The 20321-nt window shown below is 72.7% G+C and carries 16 protein-coding genes; 13 read left to right on the top strand and 3 right to left on the bottom strand.

The features are described from left to right. Positions 1-5: 5 nt before the first annotated feature. Entirely contained in the window at positions 6-1265 is a 1260-nt protein-coding gene (locus ACZ1IK_RS00455) for a TerC family protein (RefSeq protein ID WP_144826485.1), read from the top strand. 52 nt (positions 1266-1317) lie between these two features. On the opposite strand, the gene ACZ1IK_RS00450 is transcribed toward ACZ1IK_RS00455, so the two are convergent. Continuing rightward, on the bottom strand, positions 1318-2784 hold the full coding sequence (locus ACZ1IK_RS00450) for an alpha/beta fold hydrolase (protein WP_063189259.1): 1467 nt from the start codon (positions 2782-2784) through the stop codon (positions 1318-1320). Positions 2785-2816: 32 nt separating this feature from the next. Further along, positions 2817-5450 (bottom strand): DEAD/DEAH box helicase, encoded by a 2634-nt coding sequence (locus tag ACZ1IK_RS00445; RefSeq protein ID WP_041102711.1) that lies wholly within the window; start codon positions 5448-5450, stop codon positions 2817-2819. 42 nt (positions 5451-5492) lie between these two features. Here ACZ1IK_RS00445 and ACZ1IK_RS00440 point away from each other — a divergent pair, with 42 nt between their 5' ends. Further along, complete coding sequence (locus ACZ1IK_RS00440; RefSeq protein ID WP_036382741.1) at positions 5493-6416, top strand: methyltransferase domain-containing protein; 924 nt, start codon at positions 5493-5495, stop codon at positions 6414-6416. Positions 6417-6446: 30 nt separating this feature from the next. Here ACZ1IK_RS00440 and ACZ1IK_RS00435 read toward each other — a convergent pair whose 3' ends face one another. Next, positions 6447-7127 (bottom strand): MBL fold metallo-hydrolase, encoded by a 681-nt coding sequence (locus tag ACZ1IK_RS00435; RefSeq protein WP_063189256.1) that lies wholly within the window; start codon positions 7125-7127, stop codon positions 6447-6449. A 114-nt stretch (positions 7128-7241) separates the two neighbouring features. On the opposite strand from ACZ1IK_RS00435, the gene uvrA reads away from it, so the two are divergent. The 11 genes from uvrA to secG all read left to right on the top strand — a co-directional run bounded on the left by uvrA (position 7242) and on the right by secG (position 20243). Continuing rightward, positions 7242-10226 (top strand): excinuclease ABC subunit UvrA, encoded by a 2985-nt coding sequence (gene uvrA / locus ACZ1IK_RS00430; RefSeq protein ID WP_036315307.1) that lies wholly within the window; start codon positions 7242-7244, stop codon positions 10224-10226. A gap of 40 nt (positions 10227-10266) precedes the next feature. Beyond that, the gene (locus ACZ1IK_RS00425; RefSeq protein ID WP_036315306.1) at positions 10267-10938 is read left to right on the top strand and encodes a lysophospholipid acyltransferase family protein; all 672 of its coding nucleotides are present in this window, start codon (positions 10267-10269) and stop codon (positions 10936-10938) included. Continuing rightward, positions 10931-12856: an excinuclease ABC subunit UvrC gene (gene uvrC, locus ACZ1IK_RS00420; protein ID WP_170720384.1), complete on the top strand. Its 1926-nt coding sequence runs from the start codon at positions 10931-10933 to the stop codon at positions 12854-12856. Before ACZ1IK_RS00425 ends, uvrC begins: the two co-directional genes overlap by 8 nt. Beyond that, positions 12853-13749, top strand: coding sequence for an RNase adapter RapZ (gene rapZ, locus ACZ1IK_RS00415; protein WP_036315303.1), 897 nt, complete (start codon positions 12853-12855; stop codon positions 13747-13749). Before uvrC ends, rapZ begins: the two co-directional genes overlap by 4 nt. Continuing rightward, positions 13746-14792, top strand: a complete 1047-nt coding sequence (locus tag ACZ1IK_RS00410) for a gluconeogenesis factor YvcK family protein (RefSeq protein ID WP_069941294.1) — start codon at positions 13746-13748, stop codon at positions 14790-14792. The genes rapZ and ACZ1IK_RS00410 overlap by 4 nt, the downstream gene beginning before the upstream one ends. A 31-nt stretch (positions 14793-14823) precedes the next feature. Next, positions 14824-15789, top strand: a complete 966-nt coding sequence (whiA, locus tag ACZ1IK_RS00405; protein WP_036315298.1) for a DNA-binding protein WhiA — start codon at positions 14824-14826, stop codon at positions 15787-15789. Positions 15790-15938: 149 nt separating this feature from the next. Further along, on the top strand, positions 15939-16565 hold the full coding sequence (locus ACZ1IK_RS00400) for a superoxide dismutase (protein ID WP_036315296.1): 627 nt from the start codon (positions 15939-15941) through the stop codon (positions 16563-16565). Between the two features lie 185 nt (positions 16566-16750). Beyond that, entirely contained in the window at positions 16751-17761 is a 1011-nt protein-coding gene (gap, locus tag ACZ1IK_RS00395) for a type I glyceraldehyde-3-phosphate dehydrogenase (RefSeq protein ID WP_465098211.1), read from the top strand. Between the two features lie 107 nt (positions 17762-17868). Continuing rightward, the gene (locus ACZ1IK_RS00390; protein ID WP_070709034.1) at positions 17869-19116 is read left to right on the top strand and encodes a phosphoglycerate kinase; all 1248 of its coding nucleotides are present in this window, start codon (positions 17869-17871) and stop codon (positions 19114-19116) included. Positions 19117-19118: 2 nt separating this feature from the next. After that, entirely contained in the window at positions 19119-19910 is a 792-nt protein-coding gene (tpiA, locus tag ACZ1IK_RS00385) for a triose-phosphate isomerase (RefSeq protein WP_036315288.1), read from the top strand. 81 nt (positions 19911-19991) lie between these two features. Further along, positions 19992-20243 (top strand): preprotein translocase subunit SecG, encoded by a 252-nt coding sequence (gene secG, locus ACZ1IK_RS00380; RefSeq protein ID WP_036315286.1) that lies wholly within the window; start codon positions 19992-19994, stop codon positions 20241-20243. Positions 20244-20321: the final 78 nt, after the last annotated feature.

The following is a 20321-nucleotide window of genomic DNA, read 5'->3' as shown; positions in this document are numbered from 1 at the left end:
GACCCGTGGAAATCAACGGCCTGACCTGGGGCCTGACGATCGCGCTGATCGTCGGCCTCCTCGCATTCGACTACTTCGCCCATGTCCGCAAGGCGCACACGCCGACGATCCGGGAGGCCGCGATCTGGTCCGGCGTCTACGTCGGCCTCGCGCTCATCTTCGGCCTCGTGTTCTTCGCCTTCGGCGACACCCAGCACGCGGTCGAGTACTACACCGGCTACCTGCTGGAGAAGGCGCTCAGCGTCGACAACCTGTTCGTCTTCCTGGTCATCATGGCCAGCTTCCGCGTGCCCCGCGACTACCAGCAGAAGGTGCTGCTGTTCGGCATCACGTTCGCGCTGATCTCGCGCACCTTGTTCATCCTGCTGGGCGCCGCCGTCATCGCCGCGTGGTCGGACGTGTTCTACCTCTTCGGCCTGTTCCTGCTGATCATCGCCGGCGGCCAGCTCAAGGGCGAGATGTCCGGCGACGCCGAGGGCGCCCAGGACGAGGCGGACAACGTGATGGTCCGCCTCGTCAAGCGGTTCCTGCCCGCCTCCGAGCAGTTCGACGGCGACCGCCTCTTCACGACGGTGGACGGCAAGCGCCTCATGACGCCGATGCTCCTCGTGATGATCGCGATCGGCGCCACGGACATCCTCTTCGCCTTCGACTCCATCCCCGCGATCTTCGGCGTGACCCAGGAGGCGTACATCGTCTTCACCGCCACGGCGTTCTCGCTCATGGGCCTGCGCCAGCTGTACTTCCTGATCGACGGCCTGCTCGACCGCCTCGTCTACCTGGCCTACGGGCTCTCCGCGCTGCTGGCGTTCATCGGCGTGAAGCTGATCCTGCACGCCCTGCACGAGAACAACCTGCCGTTCATCAACGGCGGCGAGAACGTGCCCGTCGTCGAGATCCCCACGACGCTGTCCCTCGTGGTCGTCGTCGTGATCCTGGCGATCACCGTGGCGATCTCCCTGGCCTCGCCGAAGGGCCAGGCCCTGCGGGCGCTGCAGAACGCCGAGAAGTACTCGTACCGGTACTCGAAGCTGCCCGAGGACGCCGACCCGGCCGAGCGCGAGCGCGCCGCCGCCCTGATGGATCGCTGGACGGCCCGGGCCGAGGCCGTGGACCAGCGCTGGCGCGACCAGCTGCTCGAGCACAAGGACGCGTGGTCGGCCATCATCCGCACGGCCCACGAGACCCGGCTCGCCGATCCCCGTGACGACGACGCGCGCGGGGTCTCCGAGCAGATCGTGCGGCAGGACGGGCCCACCGTCTGAGCCGATCACGGCGCCGGGGAGCCCTCCGCCGGCGCCCGGGCCCCCGGGCCGGTCAGTCGACCGGGTCGGGGGCCGTCGTCGTCCCGGCGCCGTCCGGCGCGGTCATCGCCAGGAGCCGCTCGAGGATCGCCGGTCCGTCGTCGGCGATGCCGTCGTGGTGGAAGGCGTCGGTCTCCCACACCTGCAGGCCGCGGACGCGCCGCGCCGTCTCGAGCGAGAGGTCCCGGTCCACGTACACGTCGTCGGCGTAGACCGCGGCGGCCACGGGGACGGTGTTCTGCGCCAGGGCAGCCACGTCGTAGAGCGGGCCCCACTGCGTGCGCTCGGCGAGCAGCCGCGCCGTGCCGGCCAGGGGCCGCAGCCGGGGGTCGACCTCGACGGACCAGGGCATGACGTGTTCGCCCGTGGGCAGCGGGACCGTGGTCGCCTCCGGGTCGAAGTCCGGGTGCTCGGCGAGCATCCGGGACGCCGACCAGCCGGTGTCCGCCCGGCCGCCGGCCAGGTCCGCCGGCTGCGCGTAGATCGCCTCGTGCAGCACGGTGTAGAGCGGGTTGACGAGGCGGTCGTCCTGGTCGGCGACGGCGGCCAGGAACGTCTCGGACAGGCGCGGCGCGGGTCCGGTGCGGTCCACGGCCTCGGCGAGGACCCAGTGCAGGCGGTCCACGCGGGTGTTGCCGCCCAGCAGCATGCCCAGACCCTGGGCCCGTCCCACGGTGAGCGGCCCGCCGCCGGGCAGGGGGATCGGGGCGCCCGCGGCCTCGGCGGCGCGGATCAGCCCCACGGCCTCCGACCACGCGTCGCGGTCGGCCGGGTGCCGGTCGAAGAACTCCTCGGTGCGGGCGCGCATCCGGGCGTAGGTGGCCCGGTAGACCCGGTCGGCGTGGCCGGTGAGCGGGGCGAGGCCGCCGGTCACCAGGCTGCGCTGCAGGCCCTCCGGGTGGAAGGAGAGATAGCTCAGCGTGCAGAACCCGCCGAAGCTCTGGCCCAGTGTGGTCCACGGCCCGGCGCCGAGGGCGAGGCGCAGCATCTCGGCGTCCCGCACGATCGAGGGCGCCCGCAGGTGCACCAGGTGCTCGGCGCGCGCCTCGTCCGTGGCGAAGGCGCCCGGGGCGGTCAGGGTCGCCACAGTGGCCGGGGTCGAACGCCCCGTGCCGCGCTGGTCCAGCAGCAGCACGCGGTGGCTCTCGGCCAGCGCGCCGAGCCAGCCGCTCAGGCGCGCCGGGCGGGGCCCGGCACTGCCGGGGCCACCCTGGAGGTACAGGGCCCAGGGGCGCTCGCCCTCGGGGTCGTCCTTCGCCCGGATCTCGCGGGCGAAGACGGTCAGCGTGCCGCGCCCGTGCGGCCCGACGCCGGTGCCCGCCGCGTCCTGCGCCTCGGCCTCGGCGAGACCCAGCGCGTGGTCGATCGGCACCGAGAACCAGTGGTCCACCGTGACGGTGCCGTCGTAGAGCTCGGTGCGCTCGCCCACGCGGTGGCGGGCCGGCTCGAGGGGAGCGAAGCCGCGCGGGTCGCCCGCCACGGGCCGTCCTGCCGCCCGAGCGTCCCCGGCGCTCACAGGCCCCACCCGGACTCGGGCGCGCCCACGGAGACCACCCGGATCACGGGATGGCCCGCCTCGTCGGAGGCGTCCAGGTCGACCACGGCGTTGATCCCGTGGTCCAGGTCCCCGTCCGGGTCCTTCAGGACCTGCCGCACCGCCCACCAGCGCGGGCCGGCCAGCTCCAGCGGGGCGGCGACGTCGGGGGCCGCGGCCACGCGGAACAGCTCGGGGCCGCGCGCGGCGGGGCCGTCGTCGATGTCCTCGTGGTCGTCGAAGTAGGCGTCGAGGGCGTCGGCCCAGTCGTCGGCGGACAGCTCGCCGGACAGGCGCGCGAGCGCCTCGTCCCGCTCGTCGCCGAACAGGCGCACCCGCTGGAACATCGCGTTGCGGACCATCACCCGGAACACGGGCTCGTTGTCCGTCAGGCGAGGCGGGGCCGGCGGCTCGAGCGCCTCCATGTCCCGGCGCAGCTCGTCGATGTCCCCGGCCACCAGGTCCTCCCACTCCTCCAGGAGGGACGAGTCGGTCTGCTTCACCATCTCGTCGAGCCAGTCCAGCAGCACCTGGAGCTCCTCGGTGCGGGCCGCCTCGGGGACGGTGTGGCGCAGTGCCTTGACCGCGTCCGTGAGGTAGCGCAGCAGCACGCCCTCGGACCGGGCGATCCCGTAGAACCGCACGTAGTCGCCGAAGCCCATGGCCCGCTCGAACATGTCGCGCACCACGGACTTGGGGGTCAGCTCGAACTCCGCGAGCCACGGGGCGTCCTGCCGGTAGAGCTCGAACTGCTGCTCGAGGAGCTCGGCCAGCGGCCGCGGGTGGGTGATCTCGTCGAGGGCCCGCATGCGGTCGTTGTAGTCCATGCCCTCGGCCTTCATGGCGGCCACGGCCTCGCCCTTGGCGTGCTTGACCTGGGCGGAGAGCACCTGGCGCGGCGGGTCGAGGGTCGCCTCGATCACGGAGACCACGTCGAGCGCGTGGTCGGGATCGGCCGGGTCCAGCAGGTCGAGCGCGGCGAGGGCGAAGGGGGAGAGCGGCTGGTTGAGCGCGAAGTCCGGCTGCAGGTCCACCGTGAGGTCCACGGTGCGGCCCTCGGCGTCCGGTTCGGGCAGACGCTCGACGACGCCCGTGGCCAGCAGCTCCCGGAAGATCCCGAGCGCGCGGCGCATGAGCACCGCCTGGCGGGCCGGGGTCTCGTGGGTGCCGCGCAGCAGGCGCCGGACCGCGATGACCGGGTCGCCGGGCCGGTCGAGGATGTTCAGCAGCATGGAGTGCGTGATCCGCATGCGGGAGACCAGCGGCTCCGGCTCGGCGGAGACGAGGCGCTCGAACGTCGCCGGCCCCCACGAGACGAAGCCGGCCGGCGGGGTCTTGCGCTTGCCGGACTTCACGGACTGCTTCATGCGCTTGGCCCGCTCGGCCTCGTCCTTGACGTTCGCGAACTTCGCCGCGGCCTTGCGCTCGGCCGCCTTGTTCTCGATCACGTGCTCGGGTGCCTGGACCACCACGGTGCCGGAGGTGTCGAAGCCGGCCCGGCCCGCCCGGCCGGCGATCTGGTGGAACTCGCGGGCCTGGAGCAGGCGGGTCTTCTCGCCGTCGAACTTGGAGAGCGCGGTGAGCAGCACGGTGCGGATCGGCACGTTGATCCCGACGCCCAGCGTGTCCGTGCCGCAGATGACCTTGAGCAGCCCGTCCTGGGCCAGCTTCTCCACGAGGCGGCGGTACTTGGGCAGCATGCCCGCGTGGTGCACGCCGATGCCCGCCCGGACGAGGCGGTTCAGGGTGTGCCCGAAGCCCGCGGAGAAGCGGAAGCCGGCGATCCGCGCGGCGATCGCCTCCTTCTCCTCCCTGGACGTCACCGAGATCGAGGACAGACCCTGGGCCGTCTCCACGGCGTCCAGCTGCGAGAAGTGCACGATGTACACCGGTGCCTGGTGGGTGCTCACGAACTCCTCGACCTTCTCCTGCAGCGGCACCTCGGACCACTCGAACGTCAGCGGGATGGGGCGCTCCGCGTGGGCGACGACGGCGACCTCGCGCCCGGTGCGCTCGGTCAGGTCCGCCTCGAGGCGGGTCGTGTCGCCGAGGGTGGCCGACATCAGCAGGAACCGGGCCTGCGGCAGCTCGAGGAGGGGCACCTGCCAGGCCCAGCCGCGGGAGGGGTCCGCGTAGTAGTGGAACTCGTCCATCACCACGGTGCCGATCTCCATGCCCGAGCCCTCGCGCAGCGCGCGGTTGGCGAGGATCTCGGCCGTGCAGCAGATGATCGGCGCGTCACCGTTGACGGTGGAGTCACCCGTGACCATGCCCACGTTCTCCGCGCCGAACACGTCCACCAGCGCGAAGAACTTCTCCGAGACGAGCGCCTTGATCGGCGCCGTGTAGTAGGAGACGGCGTCGTGGGCGAGCGCGTCGGCGTGCGCGGCCAGCGCCACCAGGGACTTGCCGGAGCCGGTGGGCGTCGCCAGGATCACGTGCCGGCCCTGGACCAGCTCGAGGGCGGCCTCCTCCTGGGCGGGGTAGAGCGAGATCCCGCGGTCCTCGGTCCAGGCCGCGAAGGCCCCGAAGACGTCGTCGGCGTCCGGGGCCGGCGGGAGCGCGTCGATGCGGTCGGTCAGCGAGGGCGGGTTCGTGGCGGCAGAAGTCATCGCCCCCAGGGTATCGGCCGCTCCGCGCGATACGGTGCCGCCATGAGTCAGATCGCGCCCGAGAGCCCGCACCCGGACACCGACGCCGTCGTGGGGGACGTGACCGGCCGACAGGGCGGGGGGTTCACCTGGGATCCCGCGCAGTACGAGGGCTTCGCCGAACACCGCGCCCGCCCCTTCCACGACCTGGTGGGGCGCGTGCGCGCCGAGGCCCCGCGCGTCGTGGTGGACCTGGGCTGCGGCCCGGGGACCCTGACCCGGACGCTGGCCGAGCGCTGGCCGGACGCCGAGGTGATCGGTCTGGACGACTCGCCCGCCATGCTGGAGCGGGCCCGGGAGCAGGCGGCCCGCACGGGCGCCCCCGCCAACCTGCGCTTCGAGGCGGTCGACGCCTCGCAGTGGCGCCCGTCGGGGGCGACGGACGTCGTGGTGTCCAACGCGATGCTCCAGTGGATCCCGACGCACCGTCGCCTGATCCGGCGCTGGCTCGGGGACCTCACGCCGGGGGCGTGGTTCGCGGCGCAGATCCCGCGGCCCTACGAGCAGCCCTCCCACGCGGCGATCGTGGCGCTGGCGGAGGACCCGGCCTTCTCCGAGCCGCTGCACGGGGTGGCGACGACCCGCACCGTGGCGCCGCCCGAGGAGTACACGCGGCTATTCCTCGAGGCGGGGTGGTCCCCGGTCGTCTGGGAGACGGAGTACCAGCAGGTGCTGACGGGCGAGGACCCGGTGTTCCGGTGGACCTCCGGCGCGGCCCTGCGACCGAGCCTGCAGGCCCTGGCCCGCTGGGACGCCGAGGAGGGCGCCGCCGAGGGCGCCGGGCTGCTCGAGGCGTTCGTGGACCGGTACCGCGCCGCCATGCGCGAGGCGTACCCGCCGGTGCCCGGTGTCACGGCCGACGACGGCGGCCCGGTCACGATCTTCCCGGCCCGGCGCCTGTTCATGGCGGGGCAGAAGCCGGCCTGACGCTGGGCCCGGGACCGCCCGGGCGCACCGTCACCAGCTGCGCTCGGCCCACTCCGGCAGGTGGGGGCGCTCGGCGCCCAGGGTCGTGGAGGCGCCGTGGCCGGGGTGGACCACCACGTCGTCGTCGAACGCGTCGAAGATCCGATCGCTCACGTCCGTGAACAGCTGACGGAACCGGCCGTCGTCGCCCTCGGTGTTGCCCACCCCGCCCGGGAAGAGGGAGTCGCCGGTGAAGAGCACGGCCGGCTCGTCCGCCTCGGGGCGGCACACCAGCGCGATGGACCCGGGCGTGTGGCCGCGCAGGGCCACCACCTCGAGCCGGAGCCCGTCCGCCCCCACGGTGTCCCCGTGGCGCAGGCGCACGTCGGGGGCGACCCCCGTGGCCTCGGCGATCGCGTCGGCGTCGTCCTCGCCGGCCGCCGTGCGGGCCCCGGTCAGGGAGGCCAGCGCCGGCAACGCGCGCACGTGGTCCCAGTGTCGATGCGTGGTGACGATCATCTCGAGGCGCGGCTCGCACGGGGTGTCGTCCGCGGCCGAGGCGATGAGGTCGCGGATGGCCTCGGCCTCGGCGGCGGCGTCGATCAGCACCTGCGCCCCCGTGGTCTTGGAGGTGAGCAGGTACACGTTGTTGTCCATCTCCGACACGGAGCAGGTGCGCACCGTGACGGCGGGCAGATCGTGCAGGAGGCGGTTCCGGGCGGTCTCGGGCATGCGCAACAGTGTACGGACGGGGCGGTGAGGCGCCAGGGCGGGCCCGGCCCGCGGTGGGTTCGCCCACAGGCGAGACCCCGGTGTCGTGTCCGTACCCGCCCCTATGCTGGCCGCGTGCCCAAGAACTCCTCCACCACCGTCTCCTCCGCCGTCGAGGCCCACCCCGGCGGCCTCGCCTCCGGCCCCGGCGGCGCGCGCTCGGGCGAGCGGGACCGCATCGTCGTCCAGGGCGCCCGCGAGCACAACCTGAAGGACGTGGACGTCAGCTTCCCGCGGGACGCCATGGTCGTGTTCACGGGTCTGTCCGGCTCGGGCAAGTCCTCCCTGGCCTTCGACACGATCTTCGCCGAGGGCCAGCGACGCTACGTCGAGTCGCTCTCCTCCTACGCCCGCATGTTCCTGGGCCGGGTGGACAAGCCGGACGTGGACTTCATCGAGGGCCTGTCCCCGGCCGTGTCCATCGACCAGAAGTCGACCAACCGCAACCCGCGCTCCACGGTGGGGACCATCACCGAGATCTACGACTACATGCGCCTGCTCTGGGCGCGTGTCGGGGTGCCGCACTGCCCGCAGTGCGGCGAGCCGGTGAGCCGGCAGACCCCGCAGCAGATCGTGGACCAGCTCGAGGAGCTGCCCGAGCGCACCCGCTTCCAGGTGCTCGCGCCCGTGGTCCGCGGCCGCAAGGGCGAGTTCGTGGACCTGTTCAAGGACCTGTCCACGCAGGGCTTCGCCCGCGCCGTCGTGGACGGGGAGACCGTCCAGCTCTCGGACCCGCCCGTGCTGAAGAAGCAGGTCAAGCACACCATCGCCGTCGTCGTGGACCGCCTCGCCATGAAGGAGGGCATCCGCCAGCGCCTCACCGACTCGGTGGAGACCGCCCTGAAGCTGGCGGACGGCCTCGTCGTGGCCGAGTTCGTGGACGTGGAGCCGGTCGCCGAGAAGGGCAGGAAGAACACCGCGGAGTTCGGCGGGCGGGACGCCGAGGGCAACCCCCGGTACCGCTCGTTCTCCGAGAAGCTCTCCTGCCCCAACGGGCACGAGCAGACCGTGGACGAGATCGAGCCGCGCTCGTTCTCCTTCAACAACCCGTTCGGCGCGTGCCCCGAGTGCACCGGCATCGGCTCCCGTCTGCAGGTGGACCCGGACCTCGTCGTCGCCAACGACGAGCTGTCCCTGCGCGAGGGCGCCGTCGTGCCGTGGTCGCTCGGCAAGTCCACCTCGGACTACTGGCTGCGCGTGCTCGGCGGGCTGGGCAAGGAGATGGGCTTCTCCCTGGACACCCCGTGGAAGGACCTGACGGAGGCGGAGCGCGACGCCGTCCTGCACGGCAAGGACTTCAAGGTGGAGGTGACGTTCCGCAACCGGTTCGGCCGCGAGCGCCGCTACACCACGGGCTTCGAGGGCGTCATCCCCTACGTGATGCGCAAGCACGGGGAGACCGAGTCGGACGGCGCCCGCGAGCGCTACGAGTCGTTCATGCGGGAGATCCCGTGCCCGGCGTGCCACGGGGCCCGCCTCAACCCCACGGTCCTGAACGTGCTCGTGGGCGGCCTGTCCATCGCGGACGCCACCCGCCTGCCCATGCGGGAGGCCATGGAGTTCTTCTCGGGGCTGCGGCTGACGGACCGGGAGCGGCAGATCGCGGACCAGGTGCTCAAGGAGATCCTGGCCCGGCTGGCGTTCCTGCTGGACGTCGGCCTGGAGTACCTCAACCTGGAGCGGCCGGCCGGCACCCTCTCTGGAGGCGAGGCCCAGCGCATCCGCCTGGCCACGCAGATCGGCTCCGGGCTGGTCGGCGTCCTCTACGTGCTCGACGAGCCGTCCATCGGCCTGCACCAGCGGGACAACCGCCGCCTCATCGAGACCCTCCTGCGCCTGCGGGACCTCGGCAACACCCTCATCGTCGTCGAGCACGACGAGGACACGATCGCCGAGGCGGACTGGATCGTGGACATCGGTCCTCGCGCGGGCGAGCACGGGGGCGAGGTCGTGCACTCGGGCTCCCTGGCGGATCTCAAGGCGAACACGCGGTCCGTCACCGGCGACTACCTCTCCGGGCGCCGCTCCATCGCGGTGCCGGAGCGGCGTCGCGTCCCGGAGAAGGGGCGCGTGCTGACGGTCCGCGGCGCCCAGGAGAACAACCTGAAGGACGTCTCGGTGGAGGTCCCGCTCGGGGTCCTCACGGCCGTGACGGGTGTGTCCGGCTCGGGCAAGTCCACGCTGATCAACGAGATCCTCTACAAGGTCCTGGCCAACCGGCTCAACGGCGCCAAGCTCGTGCCCGGCCGGCACCGGTCCGTGGAGGGGCTCGAGCACCTGGACAAGGTGGTCCACGTGGACCAGAGCCCCATCGGGCGCACGCCGCGCTCCAACCCCGCCACCTACACCGGCGTGTTCGACGCGATCCGCAAGCTCTTCGCAGAGACCCCCGAGGCGAAGGTCCGGGGCTACCAGCAGGGCCGGTTCTCCTTCAACATCAAGGGCGGGCGCTGCGAGGCGTGCGCGGGGGACGGCACGCTGAAGATCGAGATGAACTTCCTGCCGGACGTCTACGTGCCGTGCGAGGTGTGCCACGGGGCCCGGTACAACCGGGAGACGCTCGAGGTCACCTACAAGGGCAAGAACATCGCCGAGGTCCTCGACATGCCGATCGAGGAGGCCGCGGACTTCTTCAGCGCGTACACCCGCATCTCGCGGTACCTGGACACGCTCGTCGACGTCGGTCTGGGCTACGTCCGCCTGGGCCAGCCCGCCACCACGCTCTCGGGCGGCGAGGCCCAGCGCGTGAAGCTGGCGGCCGAGCTCCAGAAGCGCTCCAACGGCCGCACCATCTACGTGCTGGACGAGCCGACCACGGGGCTGCACTTCGACGACATCCGCAAGCTCCTGCACGTGCTCCAGTCCCTCGTGGACAAGGGCAACACGGTGCTCACCATCGAGCACAACCTCGACGTCATCAAGAGTGCCGACCACGTGATCGACCTCGGCCCCGAGGGCGGCTCCGGGGGCGGCACGATCGTGGCCGCGGGCACGCCGGAGGAGGTCGCACACGTCGCGGAGAGCCACACGGGCCGGTTCCTCGCGGAACTGCTCGCGTAGCATGGACCCCGCCCACGCAGGACGCGGACGAAGGAGAGCCATGGCGACGTCGGAGCCCGTGCGCAGGAGCGCCGCCGCGCTCCTGCGGCTCACCTGCCGCCCCGAGGTCGTCGGCATGGAGCACGTCCCTGCGCGGGGCCCCTTCGTCATGGCCTCCAACCACCTGTCCTTCGTCGACTCGGTGATCCTCCAGGCCCTCGCCCCCCGCCCGGTCCACTTCTTCGCCAAGGAGGAGTACTTCACGGGCACGGGCCTGCGGGGCCGCGTCCGGCGGCGGTTCTTCGAGTCCGTGGGCTCCGTCCCCGTCCGCCGGGGCGAGCAGGCCGCCTCCGTGGCCGCGCTCGAGTCCCTCGTGGGCCTGCTCGAGTCCGGCCAGGGCGTCGGCATCTACCCGGAGGGCACCCGCAGCCGCGACGGCCGCCTCTACCGCGGCCGCACCGGTGCGGCCTGGCTGGCCCTGGCCACGGGCGCACCCGTGGTGCCCGTGGGCCTCGTCGGCACGCAGCACCTCCAGCCGCCGGACACGAACGGCTTCCGTCCCCACCGGTTCTCCGTGCGCGTGGGCGCGCCCCTGGACTTCGGCCACCCCGGGCGTCGACACACCCTGCCGCAGCGCCGCGACGCGACGGCGGCGATCATGGACGCCATCGGCGCGCTCTCGGGGCAGGAGCGCGTGGACGCCTACAACGCCGCCCCGGGTGCCCGTGGCTGATCCGGCCTCCTACCGCCCGGCTCCGGGCGAGATCTCCACGTCGCCCGGCGTCTACCGCTTCCGCGACGCGGACGGACGCGTCGTCTACGTCGGCAAGGCGAAGAACCTGCGCGCCCGCCTGAGCTCCTATTTCCAGGACCCCGCCCGGCTGGCCACCAAGACCCGGACCATGGTGTTCACGGCGGCCGCGGTCGAGTGGACCGTCGTCGGCTCCGAGCTGGAGGCGCTCCAGCTCGAGTACACGTGGATCAAGGAGTACCGCCCCCGGTTCAACATCATGTACCGGGACGACAAGTCGTACCCGTACCTGGCCGTGACCATGAACGAGCAGTTCCCGCGCGTCCAGGTGATGCGCGGCGACCGGAAGCCCGGCGTGAAGTACTTCGGCCCGTTCCACCCGGCCAAGGCGATCCGCGAGACCGTGGACCTGATGCTGCGCGTCTTCCCGGTCCGCACGTGCTCGGCCGGCGTGTTCAAGCGGGCCCGCGCCCAGGACCGGCCGTGCCTGCTCGGCTACATCGGCAAGTGCTCGGCGCCCTGCGTGGGCCGGATCAGCCCGGCGGACCATCGCGCGCTGGCCCAGGACTTCTGCGACTTCATGGCCGGGGACGCGAACCGGTTCATCCGCGAGCTGGAGAAGGCCATGGCCCGTGCCGTCGAGGAGCTGCGCTACGAGGACGCGGCCCGGCTGCGGGACGACATCGCCGCGCTGCGCCGCGTGTTCGAGCGCAACGCCGTGGTGCTGCCGGAGAACACGGAGGCGGACATCTTCGCCCTGCACGCGGACGAGCTGGAGGTCGCGGTGCAGGTGTTCCACGTCCGGCAGGGACGCATCCGCGGCCAGCGCGGCTGGGTCATGGAGCGCGTGGAGGACGTCGCCGAGCCGGAGATGGTCGCGCACCTGCTCCAGCAGGTCTACGGCGACCTCGAGGGGCCGGAGCGCATCCCGCACGAGATCCTCGTCCCGGTCGAGCCCGACGACGCCGCACAGCTCACCGAGTGGCTCTCGGGCCTGCGCGGGTCCCGGGTCGCCGTGCGCGTGCCCCGGCGGGGCTCGAAGGCGGACCTCATGGAGACCGTCCGGGAGAACGCGGAGATGGCCCTCAAGCTGCACAAGTCGCGGCGGTCCGGGGACCTCACCACCCGCTCCGCCGCCCTGCGGGAGCTGCAGGAGGCCCTGGAGATCACCGAGCCCCTGCTGCGCATCGAGTGCTACGACATCTCCCACTCCCAGGGCACCAACGTGGTCGGCTCGATGGTCGTCATGGAGGACGGGCTGCCGAAGAAGAAGGACTACCGCCGCTTCAACGTCACGGGGGAGGCCGCCCGGGACGACACGGCGTCCCTGCGCGACGTCCTGCGGCGCCGCTTCGCCCGCCTGGCCAAGGAGCGCGCGGAGGGCGCCCCGCTCTCCGGTCAGGTCGAGGCGGACGATCAGGAGGCGGGGCGCCGCTTCGCGTACCCGCCCTCGCTCGTGGTGGTCGACGGCGGCCCGCCACAGGTGGCCGCGGCCGCGGCGGTCCTCGAGGAGCTGGGCCTGGACGACCTGCCCGTGGTCGGGCTGGCCAAGCGGCTCGAGGAGGTGTGGCTGCCGGGCGACGAGTTCCCGGTGGTCCTGCCGCGCACCTCGGAGGGCCTGTACCTGCTCCAGCGCATCCGTGACGAGTCGCACCGGTTCGCGATCGCGGGCCACCGCAGCCGGCGGTCCAAGGCGATGACCGTCTCCGCCCTGGACGGGATCCCGGGTCTGGGCCCGGCCAAGCGCACCGCGCTGCTGAACCACTTCGGCTCCGTCGCCGAGATCCGGGCCGCCGGCGTGGACCGGCTGACCGAGGTCGCCGGCATCGGGCCGCGGCTGGCCGAGGCCGTCCACACGGCGCTCACGGCCGACACGCCCGCGGATACAGTGGAGTCATGACCGAGGAGACCCTCCAGCCGGAGAAGCCGCCGACATCCGAGGTGCTCGTGATCGCCGGGATGTCCGGCGCCGGACGGACCACCGCCGCGCACGCGCTCGAGGACCACGGCTGGGACGTGGTGGAGAACATGCCGCCGGCCCTGTTCGGCACGCTGGCCGAGCTCATCGCCCGCTCGCCGGAGGCGTTCCCGCGCCTGGCGATCGTGGTGGACGTGCGCTCGCGCTCCTACTTCGAGGAGCTGTACGCCGCCCTGCAGCACCTGGCCAACAGCGGAGTGGAGTATCGCACCGTGTTCCTCGATGCGGAGGACCACGTCCTCCTGCAACGCTTCGAGGCCGGCCGCCGCCCCCACCCGATGCAGGGCAACGCCCGGCTGCTGGACGGCATCCGCGCGGAGCGGGACGTCGTCGAGCCGCTCAAGGCGCGTGCCGACGTCGTGGTGGACACCACCGAGCTGAACGTGCACGGCCTGGCCACGGAGATCACCGAGCTGTTCTCGGAGTCCGGCCCCGTCACGCTGCGCCTGACCATCATGAGCTTCGGGTTCAAGTACGGCGTCCCGGCGGACGCGAACTTCGTGGCGGACATGCGCTTCATCCCCAACCCCCACTGGGTGCCGGCGCTGCGTCCGCACACGGGCACGGAGGCCGCGGTCGCGGACTACGTGCTCTCCCGCCCCGGTGTCGAGGACTTCCTGCGCACGTACGTCGCCATGCTGGGGCCGGTGTTCGAGGGCTACCGGCGGGAGAACAAGCACTACGCCACGCTCGCCATCGGCTGCACGGGCGGCAAGCACCGCTCCGTGGCCGTCGCCGAGGAGCTGGCCCGGCGCCTGGCCCAGGTGCCCCACGTCACGGTGCACGTCCAGCACCGGGACATGGGGCGCGAATGACGTCCCCGCTCACCGGCCAACTGCCCCTGCCGCCCGGGATGGGTTCGGAAGGGCGCGGGGTGGGCGCCGGCATGTCCCGCCCCACGGCCCGCGTCACCGCCCTCGGCGGCGGCCACGGCCTCTCCGCGTCCCTCGCGGCCCTGCGGCACGTGGCCGGGCACCTCACGGCCATCGTCACGGTGGCGGACGACGGTGGCTCCTCCGGCACCATCCGCCGGGAGATGGCGGTGCTGCCGCCTGGCGACCTCCGCATGGCGCTGGCCGCCCTGTGCGACGACACCGACTGGGGTCGGACCTGGGCCCACGTCATGCAGCACCGCTTCCACTCCACCGAGGTGCCCGCCGACCAGGCCACCCTGGACAACCACGCGCTCGGGAACCTCCTGATCGTCGCCCTCTGGGAGCTGCTGGGCGACCCGGTGGACGGGCTGCGCTGGGCCGGCGCCCTGCTGCGGGCGCACGGTGAGGTCCTGCCGGTCTCGCGGGTGCCGCTGACCATCGGCGGGGACGTGCTCAGCGCCGGCCCGGACGGCCGCCTGCGCACCCGATGCGTGGAGGGCCAGGTGGCCCTCGCGGTCGCCGCGTTCGAGGGGCGCGTCACCGACGTCCGCCTGAGCCCGTCCGACGCCCCCGCCACCCCGGAGGCGCTCTCGGCGATCGAGATGGCCGACTGGGTGGTGCTCGGACCCGGCTCGCTGTACACGTCGGTGCTGCCGCACCTGCTGATGCCGGACGTGCGCGCGGCCCTCGCCGCCACCACCGCCCGGCGCCTCATGGTGCTGAACCTGCGCACGGGAGACCAGGAGACCACCGGCCTCACCCACGCCGACCACCTCAAGGTGCTGCGCTCCTATGCGCCGGACCTCCGGCTGGACGTGGTGATCGCCGACGTGGACGCGGTCACCGACCGGGCGGCGGTGGAGGCCGAGGCGGCCCGGATGGGCGCGCGCGTGGCGTTCAGTAGAGTGAGCAGTGCCCAGGATCCCCAGGTCCACGACCCGCTGCGCCTGGCCGTCTCGATCGGCGAGGCGATGACCCACTGACGCGCGCACCTCGCCGAGAAGGAGCACGAGCATGGCGCTGACCATGACCCTCAAGGAGGAGCTGGCCCGTGTGCCGGTCGCCGCGACCCCGGAGCGGCGGGCGGAGACCGCGGCGATGCTGCGGTTCGCCGGGGGGTTGCACCTCGTGGCCGGCCGCGTCGTCGTGGAGGTTGAACTGGACCACGGCGCCAGTGCGCGCCGCCTGCGGGCCGCCATCACCGAGCTGTACGGCCTGGCCCCGGAGATCGTGGTGGTCTCCGGCGGCAACCTGCGCCGTGGTCAGCGGTACGTGCTCCGGGTCGTGCGCGGGGGAGAGGACCTCGCCCGGCAGACCGGGCTCATCGACCAGCGGGGACGGCCCGTGCGTGGCCTCGCGCCGGTCCTCGTCAGCGGGACGACGGCGGCCACCGCCGCCGTGTGGCGCGGGGCCCTGCTGGCCCACGGCTCCCTCACCGAGCCCGGCCGCTCGGCGGCCCTCGAGGTGACCACGCCGGGCCCGGAGGCCGCGCTCGCGCTGGTGGGGGCCGCGCGTCGGCTCCGCGTGGCGGCGAAGGCGCGCGAGGTGCGTCAGTCGGACCGCGTCGTGGTCCGCGACGGCGAGGCGATCGCCACGCTGCTCGCCGCCGTCGGCGCGGAGCAGACCGCGACCCTCTGGCGCGAGCGGCGCGAGCGCAAAGAGGTCCGGGCCACCGCCAACCGCCTGGCGAACTTCGACGACGCCAACCTGCGCCGTTCCGCCCAGGCCGCTGTCACGGCCGGGGCGAAGGTGGAGCGGGCCCTCGAGATCCTCGGGGACGAGGTGCCCGACCACCTTCGCTACGCGGGACGGCTGCGCCTCGAGCACAAGCAGGCCTCCCTCGACGAGCTCGGCCGCCTCGCGGACCCGCCGATGACCAAGGACGCCGTCGCCGGGCGCATCCGCCGGCTACTGGCCATGGCGGACAAGCGGGCCGCCGAGCGGGGCATCCCCGGGACGGACGCGGCCTCCGAAGGCTGAGCGCGGGATCACCGTCGACGGGATCTGGCCCCGGCGCTCCGCCCCCGATCACAATGGAGACGGACGGAATACGCCGCCGAGACGCGAGGTTGCCCGAGGTGGAGGCCGAGGGCGTCCTGCCCGCAGCCTCGCCTGACCAAGGAGGAAGCATGACCGAATACACCCTTCCGGAGCTGGACTACGACTACGCCGCGCTGGAGCCGCACATCTCGGCCCGCATCATGGAGCTGCACCACTCCAAGCACCACGCCACGTACGTCAAGGGCGCGAACACCGCCCTGGAGAAGCTGGCCGCCGCGCGTGAGGCCGGCGACTTCGGCTCCGTGAACCAGCTGTCGAAGGACCTCGCCTTCAACCTGGGCGGGCACACGAACCACTCGATCTTCTGGAAGAACCTCTCGCCGGAGGGCGGCGACAAGCCGACCGGCGAGCTGGCCGCCGCCATCGACGAGTACTTCGGCTCGTTCGACCAGTTCCAGGCCCACTTCACCGCCGCCGCCCTCGGCATCCAGGGCTCCGGCTGGGCCGTGCTGGCCTACGAGCCCATCGGCGGCAACCTGGTGATCGAGCAGTTCTACGACCAGCAGAACGGCGTGCCGGTCGCCACCATCCCGCTGTTCCAGCTGGACATGTGGGAGCACGCCTTCTACCTCGACTACCAGAACGTCAAGGCGGACTACGTCAAGGCGATCTGGAACATCGTGAACTGGGCCGACGTGCAGGCCCGCTTCGAGGCCGCCCGCGCCGGCGCCTCCGGCCTGATCCTCCCGGCCTGATCCACACCGCGCACCGGGGCGCTGACGTCGTGGCCCCACGACGTCAGCGCCCCGATGCGGGGAGGGGCTCGGCGCTCCGGCCCTGTCCCCACCGCGCGCCCGGACCGGGCGCGACCGCTCGACCGTACCGCCCCGGACCCACCGCCACGGGGACCACGCAACGCGAACTAACGAGAGAGACCACCATGACCAAGATCACCATCAACGGCTACGGCCGCATCGGACGCAACATCGTGCGCGTGCTCAGGGACCGCGGCCACGAGAACCTCGAGCTGGTCGCGGTGAACGACCTCGCCGACCCCGAGGACCTGTTCTGGCTGACCCAGTACGACACCATCCTGGGCCGCTACCCGGGCGAGCTGGAGCGGACCGAGAAGGGGTTCCGCATCGACGGCCGCGACGTCGCGTTCTTCCAGGAGGCCGACCCGACGAAGCTGCCGTGGGGTGAGCTCGGCGTGGACCTGGTCATCGAGTGCACCGGCATCTTCACGACCGGCCCCAAGGCGCAGGCCCACCTCGACGCCGGGGCCAAGAAGGTCCTCATCTCCGCTCCCGCCAAGGAGGTCGACGGCACCTTCGTGATGGGTGTGAACGAGCACACCTACGACGCGGAGACGATGCACATCGTCTCGAACGCCTCGTGCACCACGAACTGCCTGGCCCCGATGGCGAAGGTCCTCAACGACGAGTTCGGCATCGTGGACGGCATCATGACCACGATCCACGCGTACACCGGCGACCAGAACCTGCACGACAACGTGCACAAGAAGGATCGCCGTCGGGCGCGCGCCGCCGCCCAGAACATGGTGCCCACCTCCACGGGCGCGGCCAAGGCCATCGGTGAGGTCATCCCGGAGCTGAAGGGCAAGCTCGACGGCTTCGCCATGCGGGTGCCCACCATCACCGGCTCGGCCACCGACCTGACCGTGGAGCTGACGCGCCACGTGGAGGTCGAGGAGATCAACGCGGCGTTCAAGAAGGCCGCGGAGTCCGGTCCGCTGCAGGGCCGCCTGGTCTACTCGGAGGACCCGATCGTGTCCTCGGACATCATCACCTCCCCGGCGGCGTGCACCTTCGACGCCCCGCTGACCAAGTCCATCGGCCAGACCGTGAAGATCATCGGCTGGTACGACAACGAGTACGGCTACACCTCCCAGCTCATGGACTTCGCAGACCTCATCGGCTCGAAGCTCTGAGCCCGCACGGCGCCCGACGGCCCGGGCCGACGGTTCCTCCGTCGGCCCGGGCCGTCCGCCTAGACTGCACCGTGAACCGACCCCGCTCCGGCACCCCAGGAGGCATCATGCCCGCACCGACCCTCACCGATCTGCTCGAGGCCGGCGTCGCCGGCCGCACCGTGCTCATCCGGTCCGACCTGAACGTCCCGCTGGACGGGGACACCGTCACCGACGACGGCCGCATCCGGGCCTCGCTGCCCGCGATCCGGGACCTGGCCGAGGCCGGTGCGTGCGTGATCGTCATGGCCCACCTGGGCCGCCCCAAGGGTGAGCCGGACCCCGCGTACTCCCTCCGTCCGGTCGCCGCGCGCATGGCCGAGCTGCTGGGCGCCGACGTCGCCCTGGCCGCGGACGTGACCGGGGACGACGCGCGCGCGAAGGCCGCCGCCCTGCAGGACGGCCAGGTGCTGTTGCTGGAGAACGTGCGCTTCGACGCCCGCGAGACCTCCAAGGACGATGCCGAGCGCGCCGCACTGGCCGGCGAGATGGCGGCGCTGGCCGGCGACGACGGCGCCTACGTGGGCGACGCCTTCGGCGCGGTCCACCGCAAGCACGCCTCCGTGTTCGACGTCGCGGCACAGCTGCCGGCCCACCAGGGCCCGCTGGTCGCCGCCGAGCTCGAGGTGCTCACCCGTCTGACCGAGTCCCCGGAGCGGCCTTACGTCGTCGTGCTGGGCGGGTCGAAGGTCTCGGACAAGCTGGCCGTGATCGACAACCTGCTGGACAAGGCCGACACGCTGCTGATCGGCGGCGGCATGCTCTTCACGTTCCTCAAGGCGCAGGGCCACGAGGTGGGCGCCTCCCTGCTCGAGGAGGACCAGCTCGACACCGTCCGCGAGTACCTGCGCCGCTCCGAGGCCGGGGCCGCCCGCATCGTGCTCCCCACGGACATCGTCATGGCCTCCGGCTTCGCGGCCGACGCCGAGCACGAGGTCCTGGCCGTGGACGCCCTCACCTCGGGCGCGCACGGCGCGTCCGCCATGGGCTTGGACATCGGCCCCGAGACGGCCCGGGCGTTCGCGGAGCAGATCCGCGGCGCCCAGACCGTGTTCTGGAACGGCCCCATGGGCGTGTTCGAGTTCCCGGCCTTCGCGGAGGGCACCCGGGCGGTGGCCCGGGCCCTCACCGAGGCCTCCGCGGCCGGCGGCCTGTCGGTGGTCGGCGGCGGCGACTCCGCGGCGGCCGTGCGCACGCTCGGCTTCGCCGACGACGCGTTCGGCCACATCTCCACCGGCGGCGGCGCCTCCCTCGAATACCTCGAGGGCAAGGAGCTCCCGGGCGTCACCGCCCTGGCCGGCGAGGGGCGGGCGTGAGCATGGCGGAGCAGACCACACGCGTGCCGCTGATCGCGGGCAACTGGAAGATGAACCTGGACCACCTCGAGGCCGTCACCCTGGTGCAGCGCCTCACGTGGCTCCTCACGGACGCGGACCATGACCAGGAGGCCGTGGAGGTCGCGGTGTTCCCGCCCTTCACGGGCCTGCGGGCCGTGCAGACGCTCGTCACCGGCGACCGCCTGGACCTCGCCTACGGCGCGCAGGACCTCTCGCCCGAGGACGCCGGCGCCTACACGGGCGACGTCTCCGGCGCGTTCCTGGCCGCGCTGGGGTGCCGCTACGCGATCGTGGGCCACTCCGAGCGTCGCACCCTCCACGGGGAGGACGACGCGCTCGTCGCGCGCAAGGCCGCCGCGGCCCTGCGCCACGGCCTCACCCCGGTGATCTGCGTGGGCGAGGGCCTGGAGGTGCGCCAGGCCGGCCGGCACGTCGAGCACACGCTCGCCCAGCTGGAGGGCTCGATCGCGGGCCTGTCGGCGCAGGACGTGGCCGGCGTCGTCGTCGCCTACGAGCCCGTGTGGGCGATCGGCACGGGCGAGGTCGCCGGCCCCGAGGACGCGCAGCAGATGTGCGCGGCCCTGCGCGCCCGCGTGGCCGCACTGCACGGCGACGACGTCGCCGCCGGACTGCGGATCCTCTACGGCGGCTCCGTGAAGTCCTCCAGCGCGCCGGCGCTGCTGGCGCAGCCAGACGTGGACGGCGCCCTCGTGGGCGGCGCCAGCCTCGACGCGGACGAGTTTGCTAAGATCGTCCGGTTCGACCAGGCCTGATCCGTCCGGCCCGACCGACCGCATTCTCCGTGACGGCCCCGGCGCGCGCCGGGGCCGCACCTCGACCCGAGGAGCCCTCCCGTGGACGTCCTGACCCTGGCCCTGCAGATCCTCGTGGTCGTGCTCAGCGTGGTCATCGTGCTGCTCATCCTGCTGCACAAGGGCCGCGGCGGCGGCGTCTCGGACATGTTCGGCGGCGGCGTGACCAGCTCGATGAGCTCCTCGGGCTCCGCCCAGCGTCTGCTCACCCGCCTGACCGTCGGCTCCGTGGTCGCCTGGGGTGTCGTGATCGCCCTGCTCGGCGTCCTGCCGCGTCTGACCATGGAGTCCTGAGGCCGCCCCGCCGGGCCCCGACGCGAACGCCCCGCACGGAAGATCCGTGCGGGGCGTTCGCGCGTCCCGGACCGGTGG

The sequence above is a fragment of the Micrococcus sp. CS26 genome (genome assembly GCF_055522295.1).
This window is presented reverse-complemented; position numbering and strand designations above follow the sequence as displayed.

Bases quoted from the DNA above. Each gene is read 5' to 3' on its own strand.
- ACZ1IK_RS00445 (WP_041102711.1), bottom strand. From the start codon at position 5,450: ATGACTTCTGCCGCCACGAACCCGCCCTCGCTGACCGACCGCATCGAC.
- ACZ1IK_RS00440 (WP_036382741.1), top strand. From the start codon at position 5,493: ATGAGTCAGATCGCGCCCGAGAGCCCGCACCCGGACACCGACGCCGTC.
- ACZ1IK_RS00435 (WP_063189256.1), bottom strand. From the start codon at position 7,127: ATGCCCGAGACCGCCCGGAACCGCCTCCTGCACGATCTGCCCGCCGTC.
- ACZ1IK_RS00425 (WP_036315306.1), top strand. From the start codon at position 10,267: ATGGCGACGTCGGAGCCCGTGCGCAGGAGCGCCGCCGCGCTCCTGCGG.
- rapZ (WP_036315303.1), top strand. From the start codon at position 12,853: ATGACCGAGGAGACCCTCCAGCCGGAGAAGCCGCCGACATCCGAGGTG.
- ACZ1IK_RS00410 (WP_069941294.1), top strand. From the start codon at position 13,746: ATGACGTCCCCGCTCACCGGCCAACTGCCCCTGCCGCCCGGGATGGGT.
- whiA (WP_036315298.1), top strand. From the start codon at position 14,824: ATGGCGCTGACCATGACCCTCAAGGAGGAGCTGGCCCGTGTGCCGGTC.
- ACZ1IK_RS00400 (WP_036315296.1), top strand. From the start codon at position 15,939: ATGACCGAATACACCCTTCCGGAGCTGGACTACGACTACGCCGCGCTG.
- gap (WP_465098211.1), top strand. From the start codon at position 16,751: ATGACCAAGATCACCATCAACGGCTACGGCCGCATCGGACGCAACATC.
- ACZ1IK_RS00390 (WP_070709034.1), top strand. From the start codon at position 17,869: ATGCCCGCACCGACCCTCACCGATCTGCTCGAGGCCGGCGTCGCCGGC.
- tpiA (WP_036315288.1), top strand. From the start codon at position 19,119: ATGGCGGAGCAGACCACACGCGTGCCGCTGATCGCGGGCAACTGGAAG.